16 protein-coding genes are annotated in these 16,011 nt (G+C 68.1%); 12 read left to right on the forward strand and 4 right to left on the reverse strand.

Annotated elements, in window-relative coordinates; all coding sequences use genetic code 11:
- The first annotated feature begins 227 nt into the window (after positions 1 to 227).
- From AC1DDH_RS04780 to AC1DDH_RS04790, 3 genes are all read left to right on the forward strand, one after another.
- Entirely contained in the window at positions 228 to 554 is a 327-nt protein-coding gene (locus AC1DDH_RS04780) for a rhodanese-like domain-containing protein (protein ID WP_223914713.1), read from the forward strand.
- Positions 555 to 572: 18 nt separating this feature from the next.
- The gene (gene pheA / locus AC1DDH_RS04785; protein WP_476954952.1) at positions 573 to 1,556 is read left to right on the forward strand and encodes a prephenate dehydratase; all 984 of its coding nucleotides are present in this window, start codon (positions 573 to 575) and stop codon (positions 1,554 to 1,556) included.
- A gap of 94 nt (positions 1,557 to 1,650) precedes the next feature.
- On the forward strand, positions 1,651 to 1,872 hold the full coding sequence (locus AC1DDH_RS04790; protein ID WP_018774949.1) for a hypothetical protein: 222 nt from the start codon (positions 1,651 to 1,653) through the stop codon (positions 1,870 to 1,872).
- A gap of 35 nt (positions 1,873 to 1,907) precedes the next feature.
- Here the strand turns inward: AC1DDH_RS04790 and AC1DDH_RS04795 are convergent, their stop codons facing one another.
- Entirely contained in the window at positions 1,908 to 2,972 is a 1,065-nt protein-coding gene (locus tag AC1DDH_RS04795; protein WP_230008895.1) for a diacylglycerol/lipid kinase family protein, read from the reverse strand.
- A gap of 78 nt (positions 2,973 to 3,050) precedes the next feature.
- Here AC1DDH_RS04795 and serS point away from each other — a divergent pair, with 78 nt between their 5' ends.
- Both serS and AC1DDH_RS04805 read left to right on the forward strand, forming a co-directional pair.
- Positions 3,051 to 4,331: a serine--tRNA ligase gene (gene serS / locus AC1DDH_RS04800; RefSeq protein WP_476886759.1), complete on the forward strand. Its 1,281-nt coding sequence runs from the start codon at positions 3,051 to 3,053 to the stop codon at positions 4,329 to 4,331.
- 144 nt (positions 4,332 to 4,475) lie between these two features.
- The gene (locus AC1DDH_RS04805; protein ID WP_476849918.1) at positions 4,476 to 5,411 is read left to right on the forward strand and encodes an HAD family hydrolase; all 936 of its coding nucleotides are present in this window, start codon (positions 4,476 to 4,478) and stop codon (positions 5,409 to 5,411) included.
- 51 nt (positions 5,412 to 5,462) lie between these two features.
- Here the strand turns inward: AC1DDH_RS04805 and AC1DDH_RS04810 are convergent, their stop codons facing one another.
- The 3 genes from AC1DDH_RS04810 to AC1DDH_RS04820 all read right to left on the reverse strand — a co-directional run bounded on the left by AC1DDH_RS04810 (position 5,463) and on the right by AC1DDH_RS04820 (position 7,516).
- Entirely contained in the window at positions 5,463 to 6,062 is a 600-nt protein-coding gene (locus AC1DDH_RS04810) for a hypothetical protein (RefSeq protein ID WP_223915353.1), read from the reverse strand.
- Between the two features lie 79 nt (positions 6,063 to 6,141).
- On the reverse strand, positions 6,142 to 6,897 hold the full coding sequence (locus AC1DDH_RS04815; RefSeq protein WP_476873316.1) for a DUF429 domain-containing protein: 756 nt from the start codon (positions 6,895 to 6,897) through the stop codon (positions 6,142 to 6,144).
- 127 nt (positions 6,898 to 7,024) lie between these two features.
- On the reverse strand, positions 7,025 to 7,516 hold the full coding sequence (locus tag AC1DDH_RS04820) for an inorganic diphosphatase (protein ID WP_018774943.1): 492 nt from the start codon (positions 7,514 to 7,516) through the stop codon (positions 7,025 to 7,027).
- 142 nt (positions 7,517 to 7,658) lie between these two features.
- On the opposite strand from AC1DDH_RS04820, the gene dacB reads away from it, so the two are divergent.
- The 7 genes from dacB (at position 7,659) to folP (ending at position 16,005) form a co-directional block, all read left to right on the forward strand.
- Positions 7,659 to 9,152: a D-alanyl-D-alanine carboxypeptidase/D-alanyl-D-alanine endopeptidase gene (gene dacB, locus AC1DDH_RS04825; RefSeq protein WP_476932408.1), complete on the forward strand. Its 1,494-nt coding sequence runs from the start codon at positions 7,659 to 7,661 to the stop codon at positions 9,150 to 9,152.
- 126 nt (positions 9,153 to 9,278) lie between these two features.
- Positions 9,279 to 10,418 (forward strand): zinc-dependent metalloprotease, encoded by a 1,140-nt coding sequence (locus AC1DDH_RS04830; RefSeq protein WP_476954953.1) that lies wholly within the window; start codon positions 9,279 to 9,281, stop codon positions 10,416 to 10,418.
- A 98-nt stretch (positions 10,419 to 10,516) separates the two neighbouring features.
- Positions 10,517 to 11,551 carry a tRNA lysidine(34) synthetase TilS gene (tilS, locus tag AC1DDH_RS04835; RefSeq protein ID WP_476873379.1) on the forward strand — a complete coding sequence of 345 codons (1,035 nt, stop codon included), beginning with the start codon at positions 10,517 to 10,519 and terminating at the stop codon, positions 11,549 to 11,551.
- A 30-nt stretch (positions 11,552 to 11,581) separates the two neighbouring features.
- Positions 11,582 to 12,133, forward strand: a complete 552-nt coding sequence (gene hpt, locus AC1DDH_RS04840; protein WP_018774939.1) for a hypoxanthine phosphoribosyltransferase — start codon at positions 11,582 to 11,584, stop codon at positions 12,131 to 12,133.
- A gap of 198 nt (positions 12,134 to 12,331) precedes the next feature.
- Positions 12,332 to 14,398: an ATP-dependent zinc metalloprotease FtsH gene (ftsH, locus tag AC1DDH_RS04845; protein ID WP_028276931.1), complete on the forward strand. Its 2,067-nt coding sequence runs from the start codon at positions 12,332 to 12,334 to the stop codon at positions 14,396 to 14,398.
- A 9-nt stretch (positions 14,399 to 14,407) separates the two neighbouring features.
- Positions 14,408 to 15,052, forward strand: a complete 645-nt coding sequence (folE, locus tag AC1DDH_RS04850; RefSeq protein ID WP_230007204.1) for a GTP cyclohydrolase I FolE — start codon at positions 14,408 to 14,410, stop codon at positions 15,050 to 15,052.
- Positions 15,053 to 15,063: 11 nt separating this feature from the next.
- On the forward strand, positions 15,064 to 16,005 hold the full coding sequence (gene folP, locus AC1DDH_RS04855) for a dihydropteroate synthase (RefSeq protein ID WP_230007205.1): 942 nt from the start codon (positions 15,064 to 15,066) through the stop codon (positions 16,003 to 16,005).
- Positions 16,006 to 16,011: the final 6 nt, after the last annotated feature.

Here is a 16,011-nt window from a genome sequence, read left to right on the forward strand (position 1 = left end):
TTCCTGGGTCCGGCGGAAGGACACGTTGGCATCATGCCCAGCGCGCGCGGCCAGGGGAGGGCATGTCCCGTGGCGGGGGCCGCGGACCGGCCGCTCCGCGGGGTGTTCGGCAGCCATGAGGTCTCCTTTGCGGTCCCCAGAAGCGTAACGTGCCGCCAGCGGGGGTGCGGTGCCAGCGGCGGGGGATACGCTGGGATCGGAGCTTGAATTCTGCGGAAAGGGTCAACATGAGCGACTTCCAGAGCGTAAGCGTGTCTGGCATCCCCGATGGTGCCAAGATCGTGGACGTCCGCGAGGACTATGAGTGGGCTGCGGGCCACGCCGAGGGTGCCCTGCACATTCCCATGGACCAGTTGCCGGCCCGGATCGAGGAGCTGGACCCGGACGAGGACGTCTACGTCATCTGCCGCACCGGCGGCCGCTCCTTCCGGGCCACCCAGTGGCTGGTCGGAATGGGATATTCCGCCGTGAATGTGGCCGGCGGCATGGACCAGTGGGTTGAGACCGGCATGCCGCTGGTGTCCGACAACGGCCTCAAACCGGTTGTCCTGTAACTGAAGAAGGAAGAACTGATGCCCGTACCGACGCTCACCTACACATTCCTCGGACCCGAGGGCACCTTCACCGAAGCGGCCCTGATGCAGGTCCCGGACGCGGCGGAGGCCATCCGCATCCCGTCCTCGAATGTGAACACGGCGCTGGACAAGGTGCGGGACGGCTCCGCCGATGCGGCCATGGTACCGATCGAAAACTCGGTCGAGGGCGGGGTCACCGCCACCCTCGACGCCATCGCCACCGGCCAGGAACTCCGGATCCTCCGGGAGGCTCTGGTGCCCATCAGTTTCGTCCTGGTGGCCAGGCCCGGCGTGGCGCTCGGGGACATCCGGCGCCTCTCCACCCACGGCCACGCCTGGGCCCAGTGCAGGCTCTGGGTGGACGCCAATATTCCCAATGCGGAATACATTCCCGGTTCTTCCACCGCCGCTGCCGCCATGGGCTTGCTGGATGGCGACGGCGCCCACTACGACGCCGCGATCTGCGCCCCGATCGTGGCCACCGAGCAGCCGGGCCTGAAGGTGCTGGCGGAAAACATCGGCGACAACCCCGGAGCCGTCACCCGGTTCGTGCTGGTGGGCCGCCCGGGCGAACTGCCGGCCCCCACCGGAGCCGACAAGACCACTGTCGTGGTGCCGCTGCCCGAGGACCGGCCGGGTGCGCTGATGGAGATCCTGGACCAGTTCGCCACCCGCGGCGTAAACCTGAGCCGGATCGAATCCCGGCCCACCGGGCAGTACCTGGGCCACTATTTCTTCAGCATTGACGCCGACGGCCATGTCGCCGACGCCCGGGTGGCCGACGCACTCGCAGGTCTTCACCGGATCAGCCCGGCCACCCGCTTCCTCGGGTCCTACCAGCGTGCCGACGGCCACCGGACCAGCGTCGCGCCGCACACCTCCGACCAGGCATTCCGCGCCGCGCATGCGTGGGTGAAAGACATACTGGGCGGCGCATCTGCTGTGCCGGAATATACCCCGGGGGCTTCGCCCAGAGCGTAGGCAAATGCCATAGGGCGCACTTCCACGCCCTCCCAACTGTGCGTATGCTTACCTGATCCATATTGGGGAATTCCCCTACGGGAGGGAGCGGGTCATGTCAGGCACCAGCACAGAAAATGACGGCCAGGGAATGATTGTCAATCCCAAGCCGACAGCTGAAAATCAGGACTGGGACGGCGACGACGCCGACCGCGCGGACCGCCTGCGCTTCGAAGAGGAGCAGGCAATGATCCGTGAGCAGTCCGAAGCCCGGGCCGCCAAGGCTGCGGCCGAGGCGAAGAAGGCGGCAGAGGCCAAGAAGGCCGCCAGCGCCTAGTCCCTCGCTCCTGGCGCGCTCCAGCCGCCGTCGGCCTAGCGGCCTTTGGCGCCGTCCTTTACCCTCACCAGCAGGGATCCCGGGTCCACCTCGACGGTGACCATCGTGGCCTCGCCGGAAGGATCGCCGTCGACCTGGGTGGGCATGGGTTCCGGGCACCGGATGGTGATCTTGCCGCACCGGTAATACGTCATGACCGGCAGGTCCTTCTTGTGCTTCAGGACGATCTTTGTGTACATGGCCAGCCAGCCGATCGCACTGCGCGGGCTCATCACCACCACGTCCAGCATCCCGTCATCGATCATGGCCTGCGGGATGAAGTCGATTCCCCCGGGGATCAGGCCGCAGTTCGCGAACAGGACGCTGCGGATCTTCCGGGCCTGCTCAGGCTGGCCATCCAGCGCGATGGAGACCTTCTTGCGGCGCCCCAGAAGGTGCCTGGCCCCGGCTTCCGTGTACGCCAGCCAGCCCACCGCCCTCTTCAGGCCGTCAAGGGTGTCGCTGACTACTTCGGCGTCCATGCCGATGCCCGCAATCACCAGGAACGTGTGTTGCGCTGACTCCCCGGTGAGGGAATTTTCCAGGGTGAGCCGCGCCGTATCGATGAACCGCTGGTGCCCGAACAGGGCGGCCTGCACGTTGCCGGCGAGGTCGTTGACCTCCAGATGCACATTGCGGGCCAAGAGGTTTGCGGTGCCCAGCGGGATCACGCCCATGGCGGTGTGCGTCCCGGCGAGGACCTCCGCCACCACACGCACGGTACCGTCGCCGCCGCCGGCCAGGACGACGTCGGCCCCGTAGGCCACCGCAGCCCGCGCCTGCGAGAAGCCGGGATCCTCTGCGGTGGTTTCAAAGACGCGGGGCGCCGGCCAGCCGGCCGCCGCGCACGCTGCCTCAATCAGGCCCCGGGCCTCGGCAGACTTGGCTTTGATGGGGTTCAGGACCACGGCCACCTTCTGGCGGCCCGGGCCCGGGCTGTGGGTTTCCTCCCACACGGCACGGCGGGTGTGCTTGGCCTTCAGCCGGCGCACCCCCCACCAGCTGGAGACGGCAAAGACCAGGGCCCCAGCGATGACGAGGTAGAGCAGCCAGTCGCGCATTGTGATCCAACAGTATCCCGCCAGCGCATGCAGGCCGGCTTGCCGGGCAACCGTGACCGGATTGGATACTCTTGTCTGGTGATCGACGTAAAAGACCTCAGCGAAAATCCGGACAAGTTCCGTGCCAGCCAGCGCGCCCGAGGCGCCGACGAATCCGCGGTGGACGCGATCATCGCTGGGGACTCGGCCCGGCGGGCAGCCCTGATCCGGTTCGAGAACCTGCGGGCCGAGCAGAATGCGTACGGCAAGAAGGTCGCGCAGGCCAAGGGCGAGGAAAAGCAGGCCCTCCTCGCCGAGGTCAAGGCTCTGGCGGCCTCCGTCAAAGCGGCATCGGCCGAGGCCGATCTCGTCCAGGCCGCCCAGGACGAACTCCTCCGGACCATCCCGAACCTGATCGAGGACGGCGTCCCGGCCGGCGGTGAGGACGACTACATTGTGGTCAAGACGGTGGGCACGCCGCGCGAATTCCCCGACTTCGAGCCGAAGGACCACCTCGAGATCGGTGAGCTGATCGGGGCCATCGATATGGAACGCGGGGCGAAGGTTTCCGGTTCACGCTTCTACTTCCTGCGCGGCGTCGGCGCCCGGCTGGAAATGGCGCTGCTCCAGATGGCCATGGAACAGGCGATCGACGCCGGGTTCGTCCCCATGATCACGCCCACCCTGGTCCGCCCGGAAACCATGCAGGGCACCGGCTTTGACGTCAAGCACGACGCCGAGATCTACCGTCTCGCCGAGGACGACCTGTACCTTGTGGGCACCTCGGAGGTGGCCCTCGCCGGCTACCACGCCGACGAGATCCTGGACCTTTCGGCCGGCCCCATCCGCTATGCGGGCCAGAGCTCGTGCTACCGGCGCGAGGCGGGCTCGCACGGCAAGGACACCCGCGGCATCATCCGGGTCCACCAGTTCAACAAGGTGGAGATGTTCATCTACACCACGGTTGAGGACGCTGCCGCCGAGCACGCCCGCCTGCTGGCATGGGAAGAGGAGATGCTGGCCAAGTGCGAGCTCCCGTACCGCGTCATTGACACCGCCGCCGGCGATCTGGGCAATTCCGCGGCCCGGAAGTTTGACTGTGAGGCCTGGGTCCCCACCCAGGGCGCATACCGGGAGCTGACCTCGACGTCGAACTGCACCACGTTCCAGGCGCGCCGGCTGAACATCCGGGAACGGGTTCTGAACGAGGACGGCGCGCCCAAGGGCACGCGGGCAGTCGCCACGCTCAACGGCACCCTGGCCACCACCCGCTGGATCGTCGCCATCCTGGAGCACCACCAGAACCCCGACGGCTCCGTCAACGTCCCCGCCGCCCTGCAGAAGTACCTCGGCGGCATGACGGTCTTCCCCGTCCTCTAACCCCGATCCGACCCCAGCCAGGCCTCCGATGGCCGCCGGGTAAACGCCCACAACGGGGACATTCCGTGGGTGTTTACCGCAAGTTCACGCCTCGCTGTGGCGTGTGTCCTAGCGGCAGTCGGGGGTCTCTGCTCTACTTGTGAGATGACAACAATGACTGAATCCTCAGTCGCCGGCAACGATGACCGGCGCACCACACACCAGAACACGACAGACCAGAACACGACAGACCAGAACACGGCGGCCCCGGCCAGCGCGGCCCGGGTGGGAAACTCCCGGAACCGGGCCGGCGACAAGATGCTGATCGCCCTGGACGTCGATGGCACCCTCGTGGACCACGACGGGCACATGTCGGTTCCCGTCCGCGAGGCCGCCCAGGCCGTGGTGGCCGCAGGCCACCACGTCATGATCGCGACCGGCCGCTCGCTCAACGCCACATTGCCCGTCATCGAACACATCGGGATCGAGAACGGTTACGCCGTGTGCTCCAACGGCGGTGTGATCCTGCGCGTCGACTCCGGCCTGCCCGAGGGCTACGAAATCCTCCACAAGGCAACGTTTGACCCCGGGCCGGTCCTTCGCGCGCTGCGCAAGCGGCTGCCCTCGGCCAAGTACGCGCTCGAGGACGGGGACGGTAACTTCCTGTCCACGGAACGCTTCCAGGACGCCAGCTTCGGCGTCGAAGCGGTCGGCGTCGACTTCCAGACCATGCTGGAGGCAACCGCCGTGCGCGTGGTGGTCTTCAGTTCGGAGAACACGCCCGAAGAATTCAACACCGCGATCCGCCACATCGGGCTCGCTGGCGTCACGTACTCGGTGGGCTGGACGGCGTGGCTGGACATCGCCGCTGCCGGTGTCACGAAGGCCAGTGCACTGGAACAGCTCCGCGACCGGCTCAGCATCGAAACGCACCGCACTGTCGCCGTCGGCGACGGCCGCAATGACATCGAGATGCTGACCTGGGCGCGCCGCGGCGTGGCCATGGGCCAGGCCCCCGTTGAGGTGATTGCCGCCGCTGACGAAGTGACGAAATCGGTCTACGACGACGGCGCCGCGCACGTGCTTCGCAGCCTCCTCTAAGGCCTCAAAGGCGCGGCAGGGTCGGGCGGTTCCGAGGAGGGGCCGGGACGGCTAGCGGACGTCGAGGATGAGGCCCAAGAGCCGCGCCGCAGCGGGGCGGGCCGCGTGCTCTTCATTCCACTGGGACCGGGCCACGGCCTTGCTCACGGCCTGGGTGGTGATCCCGAGTTCCTCTGCGACCGCCTTCTGTTGACCCCGCACCCCCGGGGTGAGCAGGTCCAGTACCCGCCATTCCGCGTGGCTGCGGTCGTGCACAATGTGGCCCAGGAGGCGCAGCACGGCTTCCGCCTCTGCGGCAAGATCGGCCAGCGGGCCCTCCACGGCCACCCGGACGCGGTCCTTGTGGTTCCGGAGACGATCCACCGCGCGCCGGGCATAGATCAGCCCGTGCCCGGAGGCGTCCTTGATCTGGTTCGGCAGGGGTTCGTTGACCGGGCCCACGCCAATGCCCACGTACCAGCTGCCGCTGCGCAGGGCGATCATGGCCGCTTCCACCGTCTGATGCGGACAGTCCAGGATCCCTTGGACCTCATCCTCGACGGAACGGTCGAAATCAAGGCGCGCCGGAATGTGCCGCAGGTCCTTGAGGAGCTGCGGCACGCGGTCGCCGTCGCGCCGGCTGTCGGTTTGATTGATGGTCAGCGTGAACATTCTGATGACACACTACCTGCTGGCACTTGCGGGGCAAGTTGTTGGCGGGCGTGCTGTGCCGGGGCCGTAACAGAGGCGGTTACCGGGAAGCGAGGCCGGAAAGCTGGCCGGAGGGCAGGTGGATCCAGCCTTCGGTCAGGGCCGCCGCGGCGTGCCCGGGCCCGGGCCGCAGCGTCGCGCCGACGGCGACGGCCCGCGCGGACAGGGAAGCGATGAGGGCATCGAACATGTCATCGGACGCCGCAAGATCGGCCCGGTACTCCGCCAGGTCCAGCCACGGCGCCTTCACGGCCAGGTCCGCCACCGCTGAGGACAGCATTTCCGCCTCCGGCGCCCCGCGCCCCTTGTAGCCGCGGGCATGGATCCCCCAGAGCTTCAGCGACGCCGCCGGGTACACCTCGGCAAGCCGGCCGCTGCCGTCCCTGGCCTGCGGACCGTACTCCCTTGCGATCTTCGCCTGGATCACCGCGCAACGCATCGCCGGGTGGGCCAGCCGGTCCGCGGAGACGCTGAGCGGGATCATGCCGGTGTTGCCGGTGACGAAACGGTCGGTGTCGCGGTAGGCGAGCAGCCGGCGGCCCTCGATCCCGTCATGGTCCAGCACCGGATGGGGTTCGAAGCTCAGGTGCCCGGCGATGAAGGGAAGAAACGCGTCCGGCCAGCCGAGGGGGGAATCGATCCCCGTCATGGCGCTGGTGTCGAAGAGGCGGAGGATCTCCTCGTCGCCCACGTTCAACGACAGATGCGCCAGGCGCGCCGCGCCGCCATCCCATTCGATGACGGCCGCCGCCGTCTTCTTCGCGGCGGCAGCGAGGTCGACGCCGAGAGTCCGCATCACCGCGCCCCAGCCACTTGACTGAACGCCAATCGAAAAACGCCCAACAAAAACGCGGGGTCACGTACCGCCCGTTCCGGAACCCCGGATGGGCGGTACGTGACCCCGCGCTGGAGTGCAGGAACGGTCAGTGGCCGGCTGCCGGAACGTAACGCTTGATGGAGGCTGCCAGTTCGGCTTCGGCGGCGGCACGGTCGCCCCAGCCCTCGGCCTTGACCCACTTGCCCGGCTCCAGATCCTTGTAACGGGTAAAGAAGTGCTCGATTTCCTTGATCAGGAACTCGCTGACATCGCTGATCTCTTTGATGTGGTCGAACCGGGCATCGGTCGGGACGCACAGGACCTTGGCGTCGCCGCCGCCGTCGTCGGTCATGTTGAACACGCCGATCGGGCGGGACTCGACGATCACGCCGGGGTAGAGGTCGAAGTCCTGCAGGAGCACCAGCGCGTCCAGCGGATCCCCATCCTCACCCAGGGTGTTCTCGAAGAAACCGTAGTGGGTGGGGTACTGCATCGACGTGAACAGGACGCGGTCCAGGCGGACGCGGCCGGTCTCGTGGTCGACTTCGTACTTGACGCGCGATCCCTTGGGGATCTCGATGGTCACGTCATGCTTCATGGAATGCTCCTTGACGAATTCAGGGGGTGCGCGGCACGTGCATAAGGGCTGTCGGTGCCGCCGACTACTATTGAGGATATAGCGAGAGGCGCTGGTTTCAGGAACTAGTGGGGACATTTCAGGACTAAGGACCAGCAGCAGCATGAAACCGAGAACCAGCCGCGAGGGTACCCAGCCGGCGCCCGGCAGGGGTCGCAGGATGCCCGCGCTGCTGCTCCAGACCCTCCTCGTGGTGGCAGTGGCAGTGCCGGCAGGCATCGCCATCGCCCCGGCGTTCCTCGGCCATGACAGGTCCTCCGACGCCTCGCAGACAGCACCGCCCTGGCAGCAGATCCCCGCCACACTGAGCCCTCCCGGCAACAGTTCGGGGGCAGTCGGGCCCCTCAGCGCTTCCGCGCCGGTTCCGGCCGGGGCCGCCCTCGCCGCGCAGCTGAACCAGACCCTTAAGCCCGACGGCGCCGGCACCTTCACCGGCATCGTCCAGGACGCCGCCACGGGGCAGGTCCTCTTCGACCAGGCTGCCGACGAGGCCCGCGTTCCGGCGTCGAACATGAAGCTCCTCACAGCCGGCGCGGCCCTGCGCGTCCTGGGCCCCGACCGCCGCTTCAGCACCCGGGTGCTGGCGGGGCCGACCCCCGGCTCGGTGGTCCTGACCGGCGGGGGCGATGTCCTCCTGGGCGCCGGGGAATCGGCCCCGGGCGCCGTTCTGGGCCGCGCCGGGCTGACCACGCTCGCGAAGGCCACTATCGATGCCCTCAAAGCCGGCGGCGTCACCGGCACGGTGACCGTCCTGCTGGATGACTCCCTCTTCAGCGGCCCCTCGCTCAGCCAGGCGTGGAGCCCAGAGGACGTCGCCGCCGGGGAGATGGCCCCGCTGTACCCGCTGGCGCTGAACTCCGCGAGGTTCGATCCCGCCAAGACCACCGGACCCCGCCCGCAGGACGCCGCCATGACCGCCGCCGAGGTGTTCGCCGCCCGGCTCACGGCGGCCGCGGCGGCCGGGGGGCTGTCCGTTGCCCCCGGCGTCGCCCGGGGCCGGACCGGTGACGCGCCGGAGGGCGGGCACGCCAAAGTCCTGGCCGAGGTCCAGTCCGCCACGGTGGGGCAGCAGGTGGACATGATGCTGCAGACCTCGGACAACTACCTCGCCGAGGTGATGGGACGGATGACCGCCCTCGGCGTCGGCCGGCCCGGCAGCAGCGACGACGCCATTGCCGCCGTGCTGCAGCAGGTCAAGGACATGGGCGTTCCCACTGACTCGCTCCGGGCCGCGGACGTCTCCGGCCTTGCCCTGGCCAACCGGGTCTCGGCCCGGCAGCTCACGGACGTGGTCCGGGCCATGACCTCGGGCACAGACCCCCGGCTGCGCGCAGCCCTGAGCGGGTTCCCGGTCGCCGGGCTCACCGGCACCCTGGGGGACCGCTACACGGATGCGGCCTCGGCCGCGGGCGCCGGGCTGGTCCGCGCCAAGACGGGCACACTGAACACGGTCATTGCGCTTAGCGGTTCCGTGGTCGACGCCGACGGCCGGCTCCTGGTCTTTTCCTTCGTCGGCAACGGGCTGACCCCCGGCGCCGCGAACAAAGCCGCACTGGACCGCTCCGCCGCCGTCCTCGCCGGCTGCGGCTGCCGCTGACAGCGCGGGCCGGCCCGGACCCCGCGCCGGTCTGGCCCTTCGGCCCGGGGTCACGGAGCCCCGGCCGGTTCGCCGGTCAGCGAAAATTAAGGCGCATTGTCGGGGCCCTGTGATCTGATGGACCCCATGGAGTCCTCTGCAAGCGAGACATCACCCAAGACGCCGAGTGCGGCATCGGTCCAGGTCCCGGATCTCATCAACTGGGAGCTCGCCGCGTCCACGGCAGCCCGGCTGACGCCGGCAGGCCCCGTCCTGGGCAGCGCCGAGATCGGCGCCGCCGTCGAAAATCTGCGGCTCATGGCGGACATTTCCGTGCCGCACGTCCACCACATCACCGGACTGGACGCCGCCCGGGACCTGCGCGACTCCGAGGTCCTCGTCGTGGACCGGGCCTCATGGGCCAAGGCCAACACGCAGAGCTTCGCCGTCATGCTCAAGCCCGCCATGGGAAAGCTGCTGGAGGGCCGTGGTTCCCTCAGCCCCGGAGCTGCCGGGGTCAGCGCGGCCATCACCGGCAGCCAGCTCGGCGCCATCCTGGCCTTCCTTTCGAGCAAAGTCCTGGGCCAGTACGATCCCTTCTCCGCGCTGGCCGAAAACTCCACGGCCCCCGCTTCCGGACGGCTGCTGCTCGTAGCGCCGAACATCATCTCCGTGGAACGCGAACTGAAAGTCGAACCCGCGGACTTCCGGCTCTGGGTCTGCCTCCACGAACAGACCCACCGGGTGCAGTTCGCCGCCGCACCGTGGTTGCGGCACCACATGCTCCAGGAGATCGAAAACCTCAGCGGACTGTTGCTGGGCAATGTCGATTCCCTGATGGAACGGGCCTCGGCGGCCGCGAAATCGCTGAAGGACCGCGCGGCACCCGGCGCCGCGCCCGGACGCGGCGCCATCCTGGACCTGCTCCAGAACCCGGAGGAAAAGGCGGCCCTGTCCCGCCTGACTGCGCTCATGAGCCTTCTCGAGGGTCACGCCAATGTGGTCATGGACGCCGTGGACGCCAGCATCGTTCCCTCGGTGAAGACCATCCGGCAACGTTTCAACGACCGAGGCCAGGACCGCGGCATGATCGAGAAATTCATCCGCAACCTGCTCGGCCTCGACGCCAAGATGCGCCAGTACAGTGACGGCGCCAAGTTCGTCCGGGAAGTGGTGGCCGCCGCCGGCATGGCGGGCTTCAACAAAGTCTGGGAGTCCGCGGACCACCTCCCCAGCGAACCCGAGATCCACGACTCCAGGCTCTGGCTCGACCGGATGGCCCTCTAGCCGCCATGACTGCCCCCGACGGCGCCGGCTCTACCTCGATTTCCAGCGGACGACGCCGGCCCGGCCGCCTCGCGCCGGTGGTCGGCACGGCACGAAAAATGCTGCAGGACGCCCTCGCCGCGGCCGGCTACCCGGACCGCGTCCTGGTAGCCTGCAGCGGCGGACCGGACTCGCTGGCTCTCGCCGCCGTCGCCGCCTATTTCGGGCGCCGGGGCCACGTGGACGGCCATCTTGTCTCTGTCGGCGCCGTCGTCGTGGACCACCAGCTGCAGCCGGGCTCGGCCGGGGTCGCGGCCACCACGGCCCGCACCCTCGAGGAGCTCGGGCTCTCTCCCGTGACGATCCGGACTGTCGACGTCGCCTCCAGCGGCGCGGGCCCAGAGGCCGCCGCCCGGGACGCCCGCCATGCTGCCCTTGAGGCCGCCGCGGACGAGGCAGGTGCAACCGCCATCCTGCTCGGCCACACCCTCGATGACCAGGCCGAACAAGTGCTCCTGGGCCTGGCGCGCGGGTCGGGCACCCGGTCCCTCGCCGGGATGCGGCCGGCCCGCGGCCGGCTGCTGCGCCCGTTCCTGGGCCTGCGGCGTGCGGACACCCTGGAGATCTGCCGGGTGGAGGACCTCGAGCCCTGGCACGACCCGTCCAATGCCGATCCCGTATACGCGCGTTCCCGGACCCGGGTTGAGGTGCTGCCCCTGCTGGAGGACAAGCTTGGCCCCGGCGTTGCCGAATCGCTCGCCCGCACGGCCGCGATCCTGCAGCTCGACGCCGATTACCTGGAGGACGTGGCGAACGACACGTTCGAGCGGCTGCGCCAGCAGACAGGGGAGGAGATCAGCCTTCCGGAGGCCGGGCTGAGGGACCTGGCCCCGGCCGTGAGGTTCCGGGTGATCGCCAAGGCCGCCGCCGCCGTCGGCGGTCAGCAGCCCAGCTACCAGCGGCTGCTCGCGGCGGAAGCGCTCCTGCGCCGGCAGGGATCGGCCGGCCCGGTGGAGCTTCCCGGCGCGGTCAGCGTCTACCGGCTCTCGCTCGCGCAGCTCCTTGCGGCGGAGCCGTCCGCCGCAAGTGTTCCCCGCGAAGCCGCCCGCTGTGGGAAGCTTGTATTCCGGCCTCAACAGCCGCCCCGAAATTAGTCGCACCCCGCATCTACACAGGAGCCATTGGTGGATTCAAACGACGTCCAGGCAGACCTCAAACACGTTCTCTACACCAAGGAACAGATCCAGCAACGGATCACCGAACTCGCGGCGCAGATCGACAAGGACTACGAGGGCCGCGACCTCCTGATCGTCGGCGTGCTCAAGGGCGCCGTCATGGTCATGGCGGATCTGGCCCGTGCGCTGCACACCCACGTCTCCATGGACTGGATGGCCGTGTCCTCGTACGGCTCGGGCACGCAGTCCTCAGGCGTCGTCCGCATCCTGAAGGACCTCGACACCGACCTCATGGGCAAAGACGTCCTGATCGTCGAGGACATCATCGATTCCGGCCTCACGCTGTCCTGGCTCAAGACGAACCTGGAATCCCGCGGCACGGCGTCGGTGGAAATCTGCACCGCCTTCCGCAAGCCGACGGCCGCCAAGGTTAAGATCGACGTCAAGTACGTCGGCTATGACATCCCCAACGAGTTCGTGGTGGGCTATGGCCTGGACTACGCCGAGAAGTACCGCAACCTGGACTTCGTCGGCACCCTGGCCCCGCACGTCTACGAGTAAATCGTTCACGCGATGGCAACCCCGCCCGGGCCCCGGGCGGCCGGAGGCCCGGCCCCGCTACGCCCACAGGGAACTTTTGCCCTTTGCCGTGCGTGAGGTAGTGCGACGGTGTATAGCTAGAAGCTGACGCAGCACCACACGCGCGCAGACCGGTCGCCGTGCAGCACTACCAGGAGGGACGGGGCCAGCCCCGAACAGATGAAAGCTAAGAGTTTCTTCAAGGGCCCCGGCATCTGGATTGTCGTCGTGGTGGCCATGCTGCTGCTGGCATTTGCCACGCTTGCGCCGGGCGGCGCCAGCCGGATCGACACCGACAAGGGCCTTGAGCTGCTGACAGCCGGCGGCAAGGTTGAACAGGCCAAGATTTTTGACGCCGAGAACCGGGTGGACCTGGTCCTGAAGGACAACCTTCAGGTCGACGGGCAGGACAAGGGCAAGAACGTCCAGTTCTACTTCGTCAACGCCCGCGCCCAGGACGTCGTCAAGGCCGTCACGGACTCCAAACCGTCCGGCGGCTTCACCGACCAGCCGATCGAAAACAACTGGTTCTCCGGGCTCTTCTCCCTGCTGGTGCCCGTGCTGTTGCTCGGCGTCCTGTTCTGGTTCCTGCTCTCCCGGATGCAGGGCGGCGGGTCCAAGGTGATGCAGTTCGGCAAGTCCAAGGCCAAGCTCGTCAACAAGGACATGCCCCAGGTGACCTTCAGCGATGTCGCCGGCGCCGATGAGGCCGTCGAGGAACTCGAGGAGATCAAGGAATTCCTGCAGGAACCTGCCAAGTTCCAGGCCGTTGGCGCCAAAATCCCCAAGGGCGTGCTGCTCTACGGCCCTCCGGGCACCGGCAAAACCCTCCTGGCCCGCGCGGTTGCCGGCGAGGCCGGCGTACCCTTCTTCTCCATCTCAGGCTCCGACTTCGTGGAAATGTTCGTCGGCGTGGGTGCCTCCCGTGTCCGCGACCTCTTCGAGCAGGCCAAGTCCAACGCCCCGGCGATCATCTTCGTCGATGAGATCGACGCCGTCGGCCGGCACCGCGGCGCCGGCATCGGCGGCGGCAACGACGAGCGCGAGCAGACCCTGAACCAGCTGCTGGTGGAAATGGACGGCTTCGACGTCAAGACCAACGTCATCCTGATTGCCGCCACGAACCGCCCCGACGTCCTGGACCCCGCCCTGCTGCGCCCCGGCCGCTTCGACCGGCAGATCGGGGTTGAGGCCCCCGATTTGATCGGCCGCGACCAGATCCTGCAGGTGCACGCCAAGGGCAAGCCGATGGCTGCCGGCGTCGACCTCAAGGCTGTTGCCAAGAAGACCCCCGGCTACACGGGCGCCGACCTGGCCAACGTCCTGAACGAGGCCGCCCTGCTGACGGCCCGGTCCAACGCCAACCTGATCGATGACCGCGCCCTGGACGAGGCGATCGACCGCGTCATGGCCGGCCCGCAGAAGCGCAGCCGGGTCATGAAGGAACACGAACGCAAAGTCACCGCGTACCACGAAGGCGGCCACGCCCTCGTCGCGGCTGCCCTGCGGAACTCCGCCCCGGTCACCAAGATCACCATCCTGCCCCGCGGCCGTGCCCTCGGCTACACCATGGTGGTCCCGGAAAACGACAAGTACTCCATCACCCGCAACGAACTGCTCGATCAGATGGCCTACGCCATGGGCGGCCGCGTCGCCGAGGAACTCGTCTTCCATGATCCGTCCACGGGTGCATCCAATGACATCGAGAAGGCCACCGGGATCGCCCGGAAGATGGTCACCGAATTCGGCATGAGCGAACGGGTCGGGTCCGTGCGCCTCGGCCAGGGCGGCGGCGAGCCGTTCCTGGGCCGCGACGCCGGCCACGAGCGCAACTACTCGGACCAGATCGCCTACATCGTCGACGAGGAAGTGCGCCGCCTGATCGACGGTGCCCATGATGAGGCCTACGCCATCCTGACCGAGAACCGGGATGTCCTGGACGAGCTGGCGCTGGAACTGCTCGAACGCGAAACACTGAACCAGGCCGAAATCGCGCAAATATTCACCCACATCCGCAAGCGCGACTTCCGCGATGTCTGGCTCTCCAAGGAGACCCGCACGCTCCAGACCGCCGGCCCGGTGGAGTCGCGCCGTGAAAAGGCGGAGCGTGAAGCCCAGGAGGAAGCCACCCACGCCCGGCTCGAAGAGCCCTTGGATGCCCAGCCCCCGCATGCCCAGGGCGTCGGCGGGCAGGAGTCCTTCCAGGGCGGTGCAACAGATATCGGGACTGATGGTCATCCCGGCTAGGCTTCTTCTGTGACTTCTAACTTCGACGACGACGTTCCCGCCCCCGCCGCTGCTTCGGCGGGGGACGGGGGAGCCCCGCATTCAAAGTCCAAAGTGGACCGCCCCAGGATCGAAGCGGCAGTACGGGAAATCCTGCTGGCGATCGGTGAGGACCCGGACCGCGGCGGCCTCATTGACACCCCGAAGCGGGTGGCCAAGGCCTACGTGGAAATGTTCGCCGGCCTGCACCACGACCCCGCCGAGATCCTGGCCACCACCTTCGACCTCGAGCACGAGGAACTCGTGCTGGTCAAGGACATTCCGTTCTATTCCACCTGCGAGCACCACCTGGTGCCGTTCCACGGGGTGGCGCATGTGGGCTACATCCCGTCCCACGACGGCAAGGTCACGGGCCTGAGCAAGCTGGCGCGCGTGGTGGACATGTTCGCCAAGCGCCCGCAGGTCCAAGAACGCCTGACCACCCAGATCGTCGAGGCCCTCGTCACGCACCTCAATCCGCGTGGCGCGATCGTCGTCGTCGAATGTGAACACCTGTGCATGTCCATGCGGGGAATCCGCAAGCCCGGCGCCAAGACCGTCACCAGCGCAGTGCGCGGGCAACTCCATGACCCGGCCACCCGTGCCGAAGCCATGAGCCTCATACTCGGAAGGTAAGAACACAGACCATGGACTCCCTAGCTGCAGCCCCGGGCACCGGCCCCGCCACTTCGCCCCTGCCCATCCTGCGCAAACCGCGCCCGGCGGCGAAGTTCCAGGACCTGCCCACGGACCGGACACTGGTGATGGGAATCCTCAACGTCACCCCTGATTCCTTCAGCGACGGCGGAGCACACGCGACGGCGGACACAGCGATCGCGGCCGGGCTGCGGATGTTCTACGCCGGGGCGGACATCATCGACGTCGGCGGCGAGTCCACGCGCCCGGGTGCCACGGCAGTCGGCGCTGACGAGGAACAGCGCCGGGTCCTGCCGGTCATCGAGGCCCTGGTCAAGGCCGGCGCCCTGGTCAGCATCGACACCACCCACGCCGCGACGGCTGCCGCGGCCCTGAAGGCCGGCGCCGCGATCATCAACGACGTCTCGGGCCTGACCATGGAACCGGAAATGGCCGAACTCGCCGCCCGCACCAAGGTCCCCTACATCCTCACGCACCGCCGCGGCGACGCCAGCACCATGAACTCCCTGACGGACTACCGTGACGTCGCCGGGGAAGTCGTGACCGAGCTCGCCGGCGTCCGCGACAAGCTGTACGCCGCCGGGGTCGCGCCGGAACAGATCATTGTGGACCCGGGACTGGGCTTCGCCAAGAACGAGGGCCAGAACTGGGAGCTCCTGCAGCACCTGGATGTCCTGCAGGCCATGGGCCACAAGGTCCTCGTCGCCGGCTCACGCAAACGCTTCCTCGGCAGCCTCCTGACCGTGGCCGGCAAGGCCGCCCAGCCGGTTGAACGCGACGCCGCCACCGCCGCCATGACCGCCATCAGCGCCTTCCGCGGCGCCTGGGCTGTGCGCGTGCACGACGTCGGCGCGAGCCTCGACGCCGTCAAGGTCGCCGCCCGCATGGTTCCCCCGGCACCGGCCGGTTCCGCCCACGCCGGCACCAACTGATCCGGC

The organism is Arthrobacter sp. 10T425, assembly GCF_056393985.1.